Annotated in this window: 13 protein-coding genes; 10 read left to right on the top strand and 3 right to left on the bottom strand. The window is 61.0% G+C overall.

The window, feature by feature from the left end; all coding sequences use genetic code 11:
* Window positions 1–55 precede the first annotated feature (55 nt).
* The 3 genes from P2T68_RS24100 to P2T68_RS24090 all read right to left on the bottom strand — a co-directional run bounded on the left by P2T68_RS24100 (window position 56) and on the right by P2T68_RS24090 (window position 4,101).
* Window positions 56–1,186, bottom strand: a complete 1,131-nt coding sequence (locus tag P2T68_RS24100; protein ID WP_277378411.1) for a hypothetical protein — start codon at window positions 1,184–1,186, stop codon at window positions 56–58.
* A gap of 647 nt (window positions 1,187–1,833) precedes the next feature.
* Entirely contained in the window at window positions 1,834–2,991 is a 1,158-nt protein-coding gene (locus P2T68_RS24095; RefSeq protein WP_168233135.1) for a prolyl oligopeptidase family serine peptidase, read from the bottom strand.
* Between the two features lie 198 nt (window positions 2,992–3,189).
* Window positions 3,190–4,101: a LysR family transcriptional regulator gene (locus P2T68_RS24090; protein ID WP_024074544.1), complete on the bottom strand. Its 912-nt coding sequence runs from the start codon at window positions 4,099–4,101 to the stop codon at window positions 3,190–3,192.
* A gap of 314 nt (window positions 4,102–4,415) precedes the next feature.
* On the opposite strand from P2T68_RS24090, the gene P2T68_RS24085 reads away from it, so the two are divergent.
* The 10 genes from P2T68_RS24085 to P2T68_RS24040 all read left to right on the top strand — a co-directional run bounded on the left by P2T68_RS24085 (window position 4,416) and on the right by P2T68_RS24040 (window position 17,295).
* Window positions 4,416–5,354, top strand: a complete 939-nt coding sequence (locus P2T68_RS24085) for a VOC family protein (RefSeq protein WP_277378410.1) — start codon at window positions 4,416–4,418, stop codon at window positions 5,352–5,354.
* Between the two features lie 15 nt (window positions 5,355–5,369).
* The gene (locus tag P2T68_RS24080; protein WP_150053835.1) at window positions 5,370–5,753 is read left to right on the top strand and encodes a Rieske 2Fe-2S domain-containing protein; all 384 of its coding nucleotides are present in this window, start codon (window positions 5,370–5,372) and stop codon (window positions 5,751–5,753) included.
* Window positions 5,754–5,910: 157 nt separating this feature from the next.
* Window positions 5,911–7,035, top strand: coding sequence for an FAD-dependent oxidoreductase (locus P2T68_RS24075; RefSeq protein WP_277378409.1), 1,125 nt, complete (start codon window positions 5,911–5,913; stop codon window positions 7,033–7,035).
* A gap of 127 nt (window positions 7,036–7,162) precedes the next feature.
* On the top strand, window positions 7,163–8,842 hold the full coding sequence (locus P2T68_RS24070) for a DUF1302 domain-containing protein (protein WP_069076211.1): 1,680 nt from the start codon (window positions 7,163–7,165) through the stop codon (window positions 8,840–8,842).
* A gap of 12 nt (window positions 8,843–8,854) precedes the next feature.
* Complete coding sequence (locus tag P2T68_RS24065) at window positions 8,855–10,219, top strand: DUF1329 domain-containing protein (protein ID WP_102623750.1); 1,365 nt, start codon at window positions 8,855–8,857, stop codon at window positions 10,217–10,219.
* 71 nt (window positions 10,220–10,290) lie between these two features.
* Window positions 10,291–11,394, top strand: a complete 1,104-nt coding sequence (locus P2T68_RS24060; protein ID WP_277378408.1) for a YCF48-related protein — start codon at window positions 10,291–10,293, stop codon at window positions 11,392–11,394.
* 4 nt (window positions 11,395–11,398) lie between these two features.
* Window positions 11,399–13,927 carry an MMPL family transporter gene (locus tag P2T68_RS24055; protein ID WP_277378407.1) on the top strand — a complete coding sequence of 843 codons (2,529 nt, stop codon included), beginning with the start codon at window positions 11,399–11,401 and terminating at the stop codon, window positions 13,925–13,927.
* A gap of 126 nt (window positions 13,928–14,053) precedes the next feature.
* Window positions 14,054–15,256: an MFS transporter gene (locus P2T68_RS24050; protein WP_277378406.1), complete on the top strand. Its 1,203-nt coding sequence runs from the start codon at window positions 14,054–14,056 to the stop codon at window positions 15,254–15,256.
* 48 nt (window positions 15,257–15,304) lie between these two features.
* Window positions 15,305–16,345, top strand: a complete 1,041-nt coding sequence (locus tag P2T68_RS24045) for an aromatic ring-hydroxylating dioxygenase subunit alpha (RefSeq protein ID WP_150293449.1) — start codon at window positions 15,305–15,307, stop codon at window positions 16,343–16,345.
* Entirely contained in the window at window positions 16,342–17,295 is a 954-nt protein-coding gene (locus tag P2T68_RS24040) for a PDR/VanB family oxidoreductase (RefSeq protein WP_277378405.1), read from the top strand. Before P2T68_RS24045 ends, P2T68_RS24040 begins: the two co-directional genes overlap by 4 nt.
* Window positions 17,296–17,324: the final 29 nt, after the last annotated feature.

The raw sequence follows: 17,324 nt of genomic DNA, 5'->3' as shown, positions 1-17,324 counted from the left end.
GGCGAATCGACGAATTTAAGCCAGGCAGGTAGGTATGGAATGCTCCTTTCAGCGCTTATTCGGACCACCAACTTTTTTCCACTTGGCCGTAGTGTGAACCACTGAACCAGCTTTCCAGCTGCACGTCCAAATTGGTGATCTGTGCGAGATTTTCCTGGAGTGGATCTAAGAGGTTAGCTTGCTTGTGAGCCCAATCAATCCATCTCTGGGCCATTTCGGGGTCTGCTAGAGAGGCAGATCTAAGGCTGTCTTCAACACTCTTTATGAACGCCCGTAAGCGCTCGGCGCGTTCCCAGCACTCCGTATGCTTAACGAGTGACCGCCTGAGACGACGCTGTGTTTCTGCTTCTCGGACACGTTCAAGGCGACGTTTCTCATTTTCAGCCCATTCACGATTTCTTGCCTCCTCTTTCTCTCGAAGCGCCTTGATGGAGATTGAGGCGGACGTGAGGCCGGACAAAATGCTAGGTAGTTTTTTCTCGAGCGGTGCGGTCTTGGTGTCCTTCCAATTTTTCCGCTCCCCATAATCCATCCGCGCTTCAATCTGAAAGGTCAGCTCACCCGTTGAGGTCCACTCAAACTGTGGCCTTCGCAGAGACATAAAATCAGGTTCCCAAGGAGCACCGGGGCGGCGCTTGGGGGGAGGCGGGGGCGGTATCGGATGTTTGTCTAAGCGTTCCACGAGTCGCATGGCTATGGGCTCGTCGTTAACAGTGACAATGGTTTTTCCTTCAGCATTGATCTTCCATGCATAACCTTCAGCTTCACCTTCATTGATTAGTGCATCGAACAGGATTGCGCAGCGTTCGATCAATGACGAGGAGATCATTGCATTCAAGACACGCTTGCCTGCGTAATCGAGGTAGCCATCTTTGAGCTTTGCTGCCTTTGCGCTTTTTAACCACTGACTCACCAGAGCGTGGGGCTCGGTCAATTGAGACGGGACTTCAATCATCCGCTGGACTGTAGGTGAGTTTGTCTCCGCATTATTCGCAGCGGGTAGGGGGGCATGGTCGAGAACTTGGAATTGGATCACGCCCTCAATAGCAGGAGGCTTGGGTTTGCGTGGTCGCTGCTTTTCCTGCTTCGCCCAGTAGCCACGGCCAGGGAGAGGGATGCCGGCTTTGCGGCAAGCCTTGGCGACAGCAACGTCAGACACACCGATGTCCTGAGCCAATTTGACCATCGGCGTTTCCCATACCTTTTCGAACAGTTCCGCAATGGTGAAGGTACACTAATGTGTACATGCAGTCTGCCATCCCAATCTATCGCGAGTTTAGGTCAACTCGGTCGGAGCGGATGTTAAATTTCAGAGAATTTTGGGCACAAGCAGTCCACATGGCGGGCGTGTTACGCTGGTGCTGAAAGGGCATCATCGACTCGGTCGGTGCGTGCTCGCTCGTGAAGAGATGAGCCTGCCGTCCTTCACGGACCGACGCGTCATCGTCATCTCGTAAACCATCGCCTAACTGTCCAGACCGGACGCTTCCGGTCCGGTTGGCTATGGATAGAAGGAAATGGCACAGCCCGGAGTCACCCCTTCTTGGCCCTTGATACTCCCCAAAAACGAGTCCAGAATTAAGTCTTTTCCTGCTTCGGCAAGAAAAGAAAACCCTTATTTTTCAATGGGTCGGTCGCCAGATGCGAGTCTCGTTTCCCGCTCCAAAATTTAAAAAAGCCACTCATATGAGTGGCTTTTTTTTTGTGCCTTTGCCCCACTTGGAACATTTGAATACAGGACTCGGGCCCGTTGTGCATAACATCGCCGAGTCGTGCAGTTGTAGTTTCAGGCAAGGCCGACACTTGCCGAGGGTCTGGTACGTTTGACCCCCATCATGCGGTATGACCGCCGAGCACTTCAGCCACCCAGTCGGCAATGTACTGACCGGCATTGATGCTGTTATCAAAACTTGAATGCTGCACACCCCCTTCGCGTTCGGTGAAAATTTTCAGCTCGCGTTTTGGACTGTTTACCAACTGCTCATAGGTTCGGTGTGCCCACTTAAGCGGAATCTGCGAGTCCTTTTCACCGTGGGTGACCAGGAAGGGCACCTTGATGCGATCCAGGATGCCGTCCAGATGGACGTTCTCTGCGATGGTCATGAATTCGTCCGTATCCTTGGCGCCCCATACCCACGACACATGCGACCAGTAATGCGGCACCGGGAAACTGCCTTCCTTTTCCATGCGACGCTTCTGCACATCACGCCAGTCATGGTTGGCCCCCCACACTACGCCGCAAGCGAAGCGCGGTTCGAAGGCGACCGCGCGCGGGCAGTAATAGCCGCCGAGGGATACGCCTTCCAGGCCAATACGTTTGGCGTCGATATCGTCGCGGGTTTCCAGCCAGTCCACCACGCGACTGGCCCAATGCTCGCTGTCGAAACGCGCCGTCAGGTGATGCAGGCGCAGTGCTTCGCCCGTGCCGGGTTGGTCGATGATCAATGACGACACGCCACGTTTGGCCAGCCAGGTGGGCAGGCCGACGCGGTATTTCATTTCTTTGGTGGAATCCAGTCCATTGACCTGCACCAGAATCGGCGCCGGGCCGCTGACGCCTTCGGCACGAACCAGCAGACCGGAAAGGTGTTTGCCTTCGTAAGGGATCTCAACGCGCTCGCAGTTTTCTCGCGCCAGCTCGATACCGCGTTGGAAGGTGTGCAGAAAGCGTTGGTACAGCTGCGTGCGGCCAGGAGCACCATGGGCCTGCAGGCGTTCGCAGCTCAGGTAATAGGTGGCGGCGCGGTTGTATTTTTCGCCGGCTGACAACATTCGGCCTTTGGCTTCGTCTTCTTCAGCCAGGCCGCACAGCTTGTCGGCCATGTTCGCCCAGGTTTCACGGAAGGCCTTGCTGCCGGCGGCATCCGGCTGCTTGGCGGCTTCTTGCAGTGGCGCACACATCTCTTCGATTTCGCCGATGCGGGCGCCCATTTCAATGGCCAGATCGACGGAGAGATTCCATACGTAGTTGGTCGGGAAGTAGCGAAACATGAGGGTAATTGTCCTTGTGCAAGCAAAGGCAGACGGCCAGGTCTTGAGCGGTGATCGCCGGACCTGGCGGTTCGAAGCAGGCTAAGGGGAGGCCCATTGTTTGGCTAATCGCGAGTCAGGATGGGAGGTATTGCGAACGCAGATAGAACGTATGCGCGCCGTCGACCCGAGGGTCTCTACTCGCCCTTCAAGCAGCCACTACTGCTCTAACTCGTTGATGATTTGACTGATCTTCGCCCGCAGCCAACGGTGCATCGGATCCCCCTCCATGGTCCGGTGCCATAGCATGAACTCACGCATCACCGGGATCTTCACCGGGGGTTGCACGATGCGCAGCGGCAGGTAGTCGGCATAGAGCCTGGCCATGCGCTGGAGCATGGTGGCCACGCGTTGGGTGCCGACGATCAACTGCGGCAAGGTGTTGAAGTCGTGGGTCACCACTTCCATGCGCCGCGTGAAACCGTACTGGCTCATCAGCCATTCTTCGACGCTCAACTGCCGGTTGCGGCCGAAAATCACCGAGACATGGCCCATCTCGATGTACTGATCGAGGGTGATGCTGTCGCCCACTTGGGTGTTGCCGTCCCACACCACGCAAACATGCTCTTCTTCGAACAGCAGTTGCGATGGGTGGCCTTCGATCAGGTAGCGCTCGGGCACGATCATCATGTCGGCCTCGCCGCGCATCAGCAGCTCGGTGGAGGCGTCGCCAGGGCCCAGCAGTTCGAAGGTAATGTGCGGGGCTTCCAGGGAGATCTTCTGGATCACCCGGGCAAACAGAACGCTGATCAGATAGTCCGACGTGATCAGGCGAAAATGGCGCTTGCTGGTGGCGGGGTCAAACACCGGTTTGGCGGTGATCGAGGACTGGATCGTCAGCAGTACCTGGCGCACGGGCGCCGCCAGTTCGCGGGCGTAGGGCGTGGGTTGCATCTTGCGCCCGACCTGCGCCAGCAGTTCGTCTTCGAAGTAGAGGCGCAGCCTGCCCAGTACGCCGCTGGTGGCGGATTGGGTCATGTGCAGGCGTTCGGCGGCGCGTGTGATGTTCTGCTCTTCCAGTAACACATCCAGCGCCACCAGGAGGTTGAGATCCAAGTGGTTAAAACGCATGGCGGTCTCGATTCTTGTATTTATTTTGTAAATACCTTCCGACCTTCCTATCGCGCCGTCAAGCCCCCTGACGAGGGGCGTCGGCCTGTGTCTTTGGGTTTTTCCCCGTCATTGGGTGCTGCGCGACCAGGTATTGCGTTTGCCGATAGGTCGCATCCCGACAAGCGATTAGTCAGTACGTTTTTGCCACTTCAGTATCGGCCCACAGTCGGTTGGCCGTGACGCTCTATCGACTCCACAACCAGCATCAGCAGCGCACTGCCAGGCATTGCTGTCCGGCCCGTGTGCTGAATAATTCAAATGGAGTGGTAACAATGAACATCATTGGCCTTGATGCCTTGATTTTTGGCGTCGACGACATTCAAGCCTGTACCCATTGCCTGCGTGACTATGGCCTGCAACCTGTCGATGTCGACAGCGAGGGCGGCCGTTTTGAAGCCCTCGACGGCACGGCCGTGATTATCCGTCGTGCTGACGATGCCCGTCTGCCGGCGGCCATCGGGCCAGCGCCCTCGATTCGTGAAACCATTTATGGCGTGGCCAGCGTCGCTGATCTTGAGGCCATCGCCGATGAGTTGGGGCGCGATCGCCTGGTGACCCGTGGCGCCGATGGTTCGGTGCACAGTGTGGACGATATGGGGTTTGCCCTGGGTTTCCAGATCAGTGTACGGCGCCCCTACAGCGCGCCGGCTGACCTGACCAATGCGCCGGGCCATGCTCCCCAGCGTCCGGTCAACCAACCGGGCATCACCCCCGACATGCAGGCCCTGCCACGCACCCTGTCCCACGTGGTGTATTTCGTGCCGGATGCGGCCAAGGCCGAGGCCTTTTACAAACGCCTGGGCTTCACGACCACCGACACCTTCGTGGGCGCCGGCCCGTTCATGCGTCCAGCCGGTTCCGATGACCACCATTGCCTGTTCATGATCCAGACGCCACCGCACATGAAGGGTTGCGAGCACTTCACCTTTCACATGGGCAGCGGCACGGAAGTGCTGCTGGCCGGGCGCCGTTTCGAACAGCAAGGCTGGACCAGCTTCTGGGGGCCGGGCCGTCACCTCTTCGGCTCCAACTGGTTCTGGTACTTCAACAGCCCGCTGGGCTGCCACATCGAATACGACGCCGACATGGACAAGCACGATGACGCCTGGCAAGCGCGTCAGGCGCCGTTGTCGGCGGATAACTCGCAGTTGTTCCTGTTCACGTCCCGGGAAAAATGGTTCCCCAGCGGCCCGCCGCCCAAGCAGACCTGAGTGCGGATTTCGTCCATGAGTCACGACGTGATTGCGCTATGTCGCCTGGATGAACTGCTCGAAGGGCAGGCCCGCGGGTTCGATCCCCTGGGCACGGGAAAGGACAGCGTGTTTGCGCTGCGCCATGGCGGCGAGGTGCGGGTTTATCGCAACAGCTGCCCGCACCTGGAGGTGCGCCTGGAGTACCGCAAGGACCGTTTTCTCAGCGTCGATGGCAGCCAGATTGTCTGTTACGCCCACGGTGCCCGCTTCCTTCCGGACAGTGGCCTGTGCGTCTACGGGCCGTGTCTGGGCGAGCACCTGACGGCTTTGAAATGGCAGGCGCAGGCCGATTGGCTGGTGCTTGAAGCGGGTCAATTGGAGGCGTGTGCACCTGAGTCAACGTATCGCGGTTGCTGATACATCGTATCCCTACATGCGATTAGTCAAACGCCTGCTTTGCCGAGAAAGTGAGCACAACGCGCTAGCGAATGCGTGCAGAAACAGCCGGTAGTGAGGCTTCGGATCGCTCCGGCAGAACGCTTGCGTGAATAACAAGAATAAGAGTGAGACAAGCATGAACGCAGTGAAAAAGGTGCTTATCGTCGGTGGTGGTATCGGTGGATTGTGCGCCGCAATCGCGTTGCGTCGCCAGGCTATCGAAGTCGACCTGGTCGAGCTCAAGACGCAGTGGACAGTCTACGGTGTCGGCATCATCCAGCAGAGCAACGTGGTGCGTGAGATGGCCAAGTTGGGTGTGTTGGACGGTTACCTGGACGCTGCCTACGCGTTTGAGGATGTGACCATCAATACCACGGCCGGTGAACAGCTGGCGCGAATTCCCGGCCAACGCCTGGCGGGCCCCGAGTATCCGGCCAACGTCGGCATCTCGCGCCTGGCCCTGCATCAAGTCCTCAGCGAAACCACGATTGCCCTGGGTGCTTCGATTCGCCTGGGCCTGAGCGTGCAAAGCCTGGAGCAGGTGGGCGAGGGCGTTGATGTGCTGCTCACCGATGGCAGTCGCGATTGTTACGACCTGGTGGTAGGCGCCGATGGTCTGTACTCGCGAATACGCGGTTTGCTGTTCGGTGAGCAGTACCGGCCGCGTTTCACCGGCCAGTCGGTGTGGCGCTACAACTTCCCACGCGCGGCTGGAATCGATCACCTGGCGACCTTCCAAGGCCCCGCCGGCAATGCCGGGCTGGTGCCGCTGGGACGCGACCAGATGTACCTGTTCGTCACCTCTCATGAACCCGCCAACCCGAGGATGGATGCCGCCACGCTGGCGACCCAGATGCGCCAGCGCCTGAACGGTTTCACCGGGCTGATCGGTGAACTGCGCGAGCAGATTCTCGACAGCGACCAGGTGGTCTACAAGCCGCTGGAGGTGGTGTTCGTCAGCGAGCCCTGGTACCGCGGCCGTGTCGTGCTGATTGGCGACGCGGTGCACGCCACGACGCCGCACCTGGGCCAGGGCGCTGGCATGGCCATTGAAGATGCGGTGGTGCTCGGCGAAGAGCTGGTCGCCGACGGCAGCGTCGAACAGCAGCTCGAACGCTTCATGGCGCGCCGATATGAGCGCTGCAAATTCATCAGCGAAAGCTCGGTGCTGGCCGGTGACAAGGAAATGACCCACGACAGCGGCTTCGACCGGATCGGCCTGGTCAGGCGGATGCTCGAAGTCACGGCAGAGCCCATCTAAGGCCCGGCAAGACCGAATTCGCGCTCCCACGGATGCTTTATGCCTGTGCAGGCTTGGCCCGGTTCGTCCGTGGGCGCTGTTTCACCTGAAGAACTGACATACAAAAACAATAAAGAGGGTTACTTCGATGGCTACTCGTAAGATCGCTGCGTCGCGGCGCGTCCCTTTCACCCTGACCCTTGCGGCCAGCCTGGGACTCGGCGCCACGGCCGCCCAGGCATTTCAGATCGATACCGGCAATCCCGATCTCAGCTTGCGTTGGGACAATACGCTCAAGTACAGCGCGGCCTGGCGCCTGAAGGACCCCAGCAGCAAGCTCAGCGAGGGGCAGACGGCGCTGAACCAGAACGACGGCGATCACAACTTCAAAAAGGGGCTGATTTCCGATCGCCTGGATATTCTTTCCGAACTGGACATCGGTTATCGCGACTTCGGCGCGCGTGTGAGCGGTGCAGCCTGGTACGACACCGTTTACCAGGAACGCAACGACAACCACGACGCGGCCAGTGCCAACCAGCGTTCGGTGGGCTTCGACGAGTTCACCAGTGACACGCGTCATCTGCATGGTGGCGATGGCGAACTGCTGGATGCCTTTGTCTACTGGAACGGTACCCTGGCCGACCGTGCCTTATCGGTTCGCGCGGGGCGCCACGGCCTTATCTGGGGCGAGAGCCTGTTCTTCGGTAGTAACGGCATCGCCGGTGCCATGGCGCCGGTGGACGTGGTCAAGGCGCAATCGGTGCCCAACACTCAGTTCAAGGAAATCACCCGGCCGGTCAATCAGCTCTCGACCGCCTACCAACTGACCGACAGTGTGTCATTGGGCGCCTTCTACCAACTGGAGTGGGAGGCCACCCGCTTGCCGGGCGCCGGCAGCTATTTCTCCACCAGCGATACCATCGGCGAGGGCAATGAACGGCTGATCACGGGCGGGCCGTTCCCGGATGTCCTTGGCGGTAATGCCAATAGCCCGGCGGCTTTTTTCCATGGCAAGGATAAGAAAGCCAGGGACTCCGGCCAGGGCGGCCTGCAGCTCAAGTTCAACACCGGGACGACGGATTACGGCCTGTACGCGCTGCAGTATCACGAGAAAACGCCGACGTTGTATTTGAAACCGAATGCCACCGGGCCGAACTTCAGTACCGGGCAAATCGGCGAGTATTCCTGGGTCTACCCGGAAGATATCCGTGTCCTGGGCGCCAGTTTCGCGACCTCCGTGGACGAGTACAGCTTTGCCGGCGAGGCATCGATGCGCTGGAACATGCCGCTGGTGTCCAACGCCCAGACCGTCCTGCCGGGCGTTGAGGCGGACAACAACGATAACGCCTTGTACGCGGTTGGCCGGACGGCCCATGTCAACCTCAACGTCCTGGCATCGCTGGGCCCTTCCTTCGTTTCCAATGAAGCCAACCTGACAGGGGAAGTGGCCTGGAACCGCCTGCTGGCCGTGACCCGGAACCGCGCAGCCCTCGACCCCAACGCCACCGACGATGGCCTGGGCTTGAAGCTGGTGTACACGCCCACCTATCGCCAGTTCTTCCCCGGCATCGATATCAGCGTGCCGCTGGGCATCAGCTATTTCCCCATGGGCAAGTCGGCGGTGATCAGCGGGTTTGGTCCCGATAGAGGAGGGGACATGAACATCGGCGTCTCCGCCACCTACCTGGACCAAGTGACCGTAGGGCTGACCTACACGCACTACTACGGTCCCGAGGACACCAGCCTCAACGCCGCCAGCCAGTTCACTTACAAGCAGTCGTTGAAGGACCGGGATTACCTGGCCTTCTCCGTCAAGACCACGTTCTAAGAGGATTCGCGCATGACCATTCAGTTCACTCTAAAGGCCTTGTGCTTGACCCTGCTGGCTGTTGCCGCGCCGATGACGCTGGCCGCCAGCGCCGAACAAGCCGCCGCACTGGGCAAGACCCTGACGCCCTTTGGTGCCGAGAAAGCAGGCAATGCCGATGGCAGCATTCCCGCCTGGGACGGTGGCTACACCAAGGTCGATCCTGCCTACGTTCCGGGGGGCAAGCGCAGCGATCCGTTTGCCGCGGACAAACCCTTGTACAGCATCACCGCGCAAAACGTGGCCAAGTACGCCGACAAGCTCAGCGACGGCACCAAGGAGCTGTTCAAGCGCTTCCCGGACACCTATCGCATCGATGTCTATCCGACCCGGCGCACGGCGGCCGCGCCGCAGTGGGTGTATGACAACACCTTCAAGAATGCGACCCGCGCCAAACTGGTCAACAGCAGCGCCGGCCTGATCCCCGACGGTGCCTATGGCGGGATCCCGTTTCCGATTCCACAGAACGGTACCGAAGCCATCTGGAACCACCTGCTGAACTGGCGCGGCACCTCGGTGGCGGGGCATTTCCGCCACTATCTGATGACGGCCGACGGCAACCAGGTGATGACCAGCGACGGCTTGTTGACCCAGGAAATGCCTTACTACTTCCAGGAAGGTGGCCCTGAAAACTTCTCGGGCGACTACTGGCTGGTGCGCTTCGTCAATCTCGGCCCGGCGATTCGTGCCGGCGAACAGATCCTGGGGCGTGAGAACATCAACGGCGACAAATCCCAGGCCCATGTCTATCTGAGCGGCCAGCGCCGGGTGCGCACGTTGCCCAACGCCTGCTGCGATACACCGACGCCGTCCACCGCTGGCGTCATGTCGTTCGACGAGCTGAGCGTGTGGGGCGGGCGCACGGACCGGTTCGACTGGAAACTGGTGGGCAAGCAGGAAATGTATGTTCCCTACAACACCAACAAGGTGCAGGCCGCCGCCCAGCCGCAAGACCTGTTCGCCAAGCACCATCTGAATCCTGACTACGTGCGTTGGGAGTTGCACCGCGTCTGGGTCGTCGAGTCGACGTTGGCCGCCGGCAAGCGTCATCAACTGCCCAAAGGCCGCTACTACCTCGACGAAGACACCTGGCAAGCCCTGCTCGGTGACCGTTGGGATGCCAGCGGTCAACTGGCCAAGACCCTCTGGTCCCTGCCGTCCGTACTGCCCGACCTGCCTGGCCTGGTGCAACTGTCTTCGGGTTTTTATGACCTGACTTCGGGGGCGTGGTTTATCCAGAACGTCTACGCCGGATTGCCGGATCAGTATCGCGCGGTTGATCGCTACAAGGCCTCGGAGTTCTCGCCTGCGGCGATGGCCGGGCGCGGCGTGCGTTAAACCTGAACCGAGCGTGAAGGGCATGCCCGTCGGCATGTCCTTGGGGTACGAGTGTTTGTCCGAGGTAGGTTATGAACAGAATCAGTCAGGCGGGTGCTTTGCTCCTGGCCCTGTATTTGCCCTTCGTCACGAGCCAGTGCCTGGCGGGGCAGGCTGCAGTGGGCGTGCCGCTCAATACCCCGGCCATGCGGGTACCGGCTGCGCAGAACAGCGTATTGATCGACCTGGCGCGTGCCGGTACACGCCTGGTGGCCGTAGGCGAGCGTGGCCTGGTACTGCTCTCCGACGACAATGGACAAACCTGGCGCCAGGCGTCGGTGCCGGTCTCGGTCAGCCTGACGGCGGTACGCTTCGTTGATGCACAAAAGGGCTGGGCGGTCGGCCACGCGGGCGTGGTGCTGGCGACGCTGGATGGTGGCGAGCACTGGACGTTGCAGCTCGACGGCGTGCGCGTGGCGCAGCTGGAACTGGACGCCGCCAAGGCGGACCAGGCCACGGCTAGCGACCCGGATGCCGCACTGGTACGGATACAAAATGCCGAGCGTCTTGTCGCCGATGGTCCAGACAAACCTTTCCTGGCACTGGAATTCGTCGATGCCCGCCGCGGGTTGATCGTCGGTGCCTACGGTTTGGCGCTGCTGACCACCGATGGTGGCGCCACCTGGCAGTCGCTCATGGGGCGTATCGCCAACCCGAACGGCTTGCACTTGTACGCCATCAGTCGGCAGGGCACACATTGGTTCCTGGCTGGCGAGCAGGGTTACCTGGCGCGCTCGGACGACGACGGGCTGTCGTTCAGTCAGTTGGACAGCCCCTACGAAGGCAGTTTCTTCACCCTGCAGAGCCGCGCCGATGGCGCACTGGTGGTCGCCGGCCTGAAGGGCAATGCCTTTGTCTCCCACGATGCCGGCGCAAGTTTCCAGCGCTTGTCAGTTCCCATACCCATCTCCTTCAACGACGCCATCCGCCTGGCCGACGGCCAGCTGCTGCTGGTCAACCAGGGCGGCACGCTGTTTCGCAACAGCGAGCAGACCGGGGCGGCGCTGCTGCCACTGGGCAACCCCTTGGGCAAGCCTGTTTCAAGTGTGATCGAGGCCGCCGATGGCAGCCTGATCGTTGCTGGTTTCACCGGGCTGCAGCGTCTTGCGCAGCCAGCCACTGCCGCTTCGGAGTGAGGTTATGACGTCTCCTGGTAATTTCCCCCAGTCCCCTGCCAATGCGTTCGAAGACTTCGATCCGCGTTCTGGCTCGGTGCTCGAACGAGCCCTGTTCAACCATCGCCTGTGGGTGTTGTTGCTGTGTCTGGCGACCACGTTGGTGCTGGGTTGGCAGTCCAGTCGTGTCGAGCTCAATGCCAGTTTTGAAAAAATGATCCCCACCCATCAGCCTTATATCGCCAACTACCTTGAGCACCAGAAGGAGCTGAGCGGGCTGGGTAATGCGGTGCGCATCGCCGTGGTCAACAAGCGGGGCGATATCTACGACAGCGCCTACCTCAAGACCCTGCAAGCGTTGAGCGACAAGATTTACCTGCTGCCCGGTGTCGACCGTGCGTACATGAAGTCGCTGTGGACACCGGCCACACGTTGGGTGGCGGTGACCGAAGCGGGCCTGGAGGGTGGGCCGGTCATTCCGGATAGATACGATGGCGGCGCCGCGAGCCTTGCGGCGTTGCGGCGCAATGTGCAGCTGTCCAATGAACTCGGCCAGTTGGTGGCGTTCGACCAGGCATCGAGCATCATTCAAGTACCGCTGTTGCAGCGCACCCCGGATGGCCGTGCGTTGGACTACACCCAGCTGTCGCAACAGCTGGAGGCGTTGCGTAGCCAATACCAGAGCGACAGCATCGACATTCGCATCACCGGGTTTGCCAAGAAAGTCGGTGACTTGATTGCCGGCCTGCGGCAGATCCTGATCTTCTTCGCCGTGGCGATCCTGATCACCACGGTCGTGCTTTATTGGTACACCCGCTGCATTCGCAGCACCTTGCTGGTGGTGTTCTGCTCGTTGGTGGCGGTGGTCTGGCAGCTTGGCTTGCTGCCGTTACTGAATTATCAACTGGACCCCTATTCGGTGCTGGTGCCGTTCCTGGTGTTTGCCATTGGCATGAGCCATGGGGCGCAAAAGATGAACGGCATCATGCAGGACATCGGGCGCGGCATGCACCGGGTGGTCGCCGCACGCTTCACATTCCGCCGCCTGTTCCTTGCCGGGCTCACCGCGCTGCTTTGTGATGCGGTCGGTTTCGCGGTGCTGATGATCATCAAGATCCAGGTGATCCAGGACCTGGCGATGATCGCCAGCATCGGCGTGGCGGTGTTGATCTTCACCAATTTGATCTTGCTACCCATATTGCTCTCCTACGTTGGGGTCAGCCGCCGTGCGGCGCGATTGAGCCTGAAAAGCGAGCACGCTGAACAGGCCGGTCAGCATCGCCATGGGTTCTGGCGTTTCCTTGACCTGTTCACCCAGCGGCGCTGGGCGGCGTTGTGCATCGCCCTGAGCCTGGCGCTGGCGACGCTCGGCTTCATCGTCAGCCTGCAATTGAAGGTCGGTGATCTGGATGCCGGCGCGCCCGAGCTGCGGGCCGATTCGCGCTACAACCAGGATGATGCGTTTCTGACCCGGCATTACGGCGCCAGCAGCGATCTGTTCGCGGTCATGATCAAGACCCCCGCCAGCGCCTGTTCGCGCTATGACATCCTGAACAAGGTCGATGCCCTCGACTGGCAGTTGCGCACGTTGCCGGGTGTCGATTCGACCAATTCCCTGGCGCTGCTCAACCGCCGCATGCTGGTCGGCCTCAGCGAAGGCAGCCCGAAGTGGTACGAGCTGCAGAACAACCAGGCGATGCTCAACATGGTCACCGCCGGGGCACCACGCGGGCTCTACAACGAAGACTGCAGCCTGCTGACGCTGTACGTCTACCTCTCCGACCACAAGGCGCAAACCCTCAGCCGCCTGGTGGATCACGTCGAGCAATTCGCCGCGGCGAACAATACCGACGAGGTCCAGTTCCTCCTGGCTGCCGGCAATGCCGGGATCGAGGCGGCGACCAACATTGTCGTCAAACAGGCCAACCGCGAAATGCTGTTCTGGGTCTACGGTGCGGTGATCCTGTTGTGCCTGGTCACCTTCCGCTCCTGGCGCGCCACGATTTGCGCGGTCATTCCGCTGATGCTCACCTCGGTACTCTGTGAGGCGCTGATGGTCTGGCTGAACATCGGCGTCAAGGTCGCGACCCTGCCGGTGATCGCCCTCGGCGTGGGCATTGGCGTTGACTACGCGCTGTACGTGATGAGCATCCTGCTCGGGCATATGCGCCAGGGCTCAAGCCTGTCGCAGGCGTATTACCGGGCACTGCTGTCCACCGGCAAGGTGGTGATGCTGACCGGGGTGACCCTGGCGATCGGCGTGGCCACCTGGATGTTTTCGCCGATCAAGTTCCAGGCTGACATGGGTGTGCTGCTGGCCTTCATGTTCGTCTGGAACATGGTCGGTGCCCTGGTTCTGCTGCCGGCCCTGGCTCACTTCCTGTTGCCGAGCAAGCGTGTGAGCAAGGAACCGGTTGGGCACACAGTCGCGGATGAGCCCCACTGCCTGGTCACTGCGGCGCTGACGCCCGTCACCGCCGAGCAGAGGACCAGGGAACAGCACTCATCGTGCAAGAAGACAGTCTCTGTGGCGGCTAATCCGGTCGCGCCATAACAACAAGAAAGGACGTTGCGATGCCTCGTATGTATCTGTTCCGACAGCTTCTATGGCTTGACCTTATCGCCGGCCTGAGCGCCTTCGGCATGGCGTTCTGCGCGACCCAATCTGCGGAGGTGCGTGATGAACGTTGAACGCCAGGCGCGGCTGCCGCAGTCCTTGTTGCTCTTGCTCGGCAGTTGCCTGCCGGTGCTCGGTGCGGTGCTGCTGGCTCCCATCCTGCCGCGTATGCAGGAACACTTTGCCGACACGCCAGGTGTCGCGGTGCTGGTGCCCATCGCCCTGACGCTGCCGGCGTTGATGATTGCGCTGTTGGCCCCCGTCGCCGGGATCATCGCCGACCGACTGGGGCGCAAGCCGTTGCTGATCGGTGCGATGGTGCTCTACACGGTTTGTGGCGTGCTGCCGCTATGGCTGGAGTCGCTGCAGGTCATCGTGATCAGCCGCGCCGGCATCGGTGTGGCCGAGGCGGCGATCATGACCTGTTGCACCACGATGATGGGTGACTACTACAGCGGCGCGCGGCGTGAACGCATATTCGCGCTGCAAATGGTTGCGACCTCGCTGTCGGCGGCGATCTTTATTGCCGTCGGCGGTGTGCTCGGCGAGCACGGTTGGCGCACGCCGTTTGCCCTGTATGGGCTGGGGCTGGTGTTCCTGCCGCTGATGGCCTGGTTGCTATGGGAGCCGCGTGCGCAGGCCGTCACCGTGACAACCACAGCGGACAGGGCATTCCCCTGGCGCGCCCTGGCCCCCTTGTATGCCCTGGCATTCCTGGCTGGCTTGAGCCTGTTCATCGTGCCGGTACAAGTCAGTTATCTGCTCAACCTGCTGCATGTCGAAGGGTCGCAGCAGATCGGCCTGACCATGGGCGCCAGTCAGTTCGGCGTACTGGTCGGCGCCTTGAGTTTCCGTCTGTTGCGTGGTGTCCCGGCGCCTCGGCAGATGCTCCTGGCTTTCTTCGCGGCCGCTATCGGCGGCGGGTTGCTGGCGGTGGCCGACCGTCACGGGCTGGTGGTGGTCGCCGTGCTGATCAACGGCTTGGGCATCGGCCTGATGATGCCGACCCTGCTCACCTGGATCATGAGCCAGGTTGACTTCCAGCAGCGCGGCCGCGCGGCCGGCGGCTTCACGGCGCTGTTCTTTGCCGGTGAGTTCGCCAGCCCACTGGTGGTGCTGGCGATCACCGGCGGGGTGATCGGCGCCTTGCCTGCCGCACTGGGAATCATCGCAGGGCTTCAACTTGTGGTGGCCCTGGCCTGCCTTCGGTTGCGAGGCAGCGGGGCCGCTTTTGCCGGCGCGGTCGTCGCAGAGCCTGATCGCTGATCTGTCTATTCGACATTTCATGAAAACAAGAACAATGAGGAGATCATCATGAGTTATTTGCTCAATACCTGGTACATCGCTGGATGGGCAGACGAGCTGACGCAAGGTGGGATGCTTGGCAGGACCATCGTCGAGCAACCCATCGTGTTCTTTCGCAATAGCCAGGGTGTGATCCAGGCGCTCGCCGATCGTTGCCCACACCGTTTTGCCCCGCTGCACATGGGCAAGGTTGTCGGCGATAGCGTCCAGTGTCCGTACCACGGCTTGCGTTTCGATGGCAGTGGCCAATGTACGCACAACCCCCATGGCGATGGGACCGTCCCCAAGGCCGCCTGCGTTCGCGCGTTCGCGGTCGTCGAGCGGCATGGGGCGATCTGGGTCTGGCCTGGCGATTCGAGCCTGGCCAACGAGGCGCAGATCCCTGATTTTTCCTTCCTCGAACAGGCCCCACCCCATGCCAAGGGGCATGGGTATTTGCCAACCCGCGCGCACTACGAGTTGCTGTCCGACAACATCATGGACCTGAGCCACGTTGATTTCCTGCACCCCGATACGCTGGGTGGCGGGGCGTTGTCACGCACGCGCGCGACCATCGAGGAGTTGCCCAACGACCGCGTGCGCATCAGTTGGTGGGCGCCAGACGATGTCCCCCCACCGGCTTTCGGCGCTCATCTGGAAGACCCAAGCCGGGCAGACGTCTGGGCCGAAGTCATCTGGCACGCCCCCGGCCTGATGCTGCTGGGCAGTGGCGCCACGCCGCCCGGCCGCCCCAGGGAAGAGGGACCGGTGACCTGGAACCTGCATCTGATGACGCCGCAGGACGCGACGAACACCCATTACTTCTTCGCCAACACACGCAGTTTCGAGCAGGACAATGCGCAGTTGAACACCTTCATCCAGGACATGTTGATCGGGATTTTCGCCGGTGAAGACAAACCCATGGTCGAGGCTCAACAGCGCCAGATTGGCGAGGTTGAGCTGCTTGGCCTCAACCCTGTGTTGTTGCCAGTCGATGCCGGGGCCGTGCGTTGCCGACGTGTTCTGCGTCGCTTGATTGCCGCTGAGCAGCCAGTGAGTGCCCCGAGATGATCGATGTCGTGGTGACCCGCAAGCGTCGCGAAGCCGAAGGCATCTACAGCTTTGAACTGGCCCCGGCCGAGGATTCCCTGCTGCCGGCTTTCAGTGCCGGCTCGCATATCGACGTGCACCTGCCCAATGGCCTGGTGCGCCAGTACTCGCTGTGCAATCACCCGGAAGAACGTCACCGCTACCTGCTGGGCGTGTTGCTTGACCCTGCGTCTCGTGGCGGTTCCCAGGCCATGCATGAGCAAGTGCACGAAGGCAGCCGGCTGCGGATCAGCGAGCCACGCAACCTGTTCCCGCTGGAGCATGGGGCCGGGTACAGCGTGCTGTTCGCGGGCGGCATCGGCATTACACCGATCCTCTGCATGGCCGAGCGCCTGGCGCGGATCGGTGCGCCTTTCGAGTTGCACTATTGCGGTCGCTCGGTCGGGCGCATGGCCTTTATCGAGTACCTGCGCCATTCGGCGTTCGCCGATGGCGTGCACATTCATGTGGACGATGGCGAGGCTAGCCAGCGCCTGGACAGCGCTGGGGTTTTGTCCGCGCCGACCCGTGACCGTCATCTGTACGTCTGTGGCCCCAATGGCTTCATGGAGCATGTGCTCGGCACTGCGCGTGCGCAGGGCTGGGCCGAAACGCAACTGCACCGTGAGTACTTTACCGCTACTGCTGCCCCGGCGAGTGAGGCGGGCGGGTTCGAAGTGCAACTGGCCAGCACCGGACAGTGTTTCCAAGTGCCGGCCACGCTCAGCGTTGCCCAGGTGCTGCTGGAGGCCGGCATCGACATCCCTTTGTCTTGCGAGCAGGGCATCTGTGGCACCTGCATCACGCGCGTGCTGGAAGGCGAACCGGAGCATCGCGACATGTTCTTGACCGATGCCGAGCGGGCCCGCAACGACCAGTTCACACCGTGTTGCTCGCGTGCCAGGAGCGCCCGGCTGGTGCTCGATCTTTAAGGTTTTCCATTCATCCATCTCTACCCGCT

This window comes from Pseudomonas sp. G11, from assembly GCF_029457515.1.
In the GTDB taxonomy this organism is placed as follows: Bacteria; Pseudomonadota; Gammaproteobacteria; order Pseudomonadales; family Pseudomonadaceae; genus Aquipseudomonas; species Aquipseudomonas gorinensis.
The sequence above is the reverse complement of the archived record's forward strand: the minus strand, read 5'-3'. Positions and strand labels throughout refer to the sequence as shown.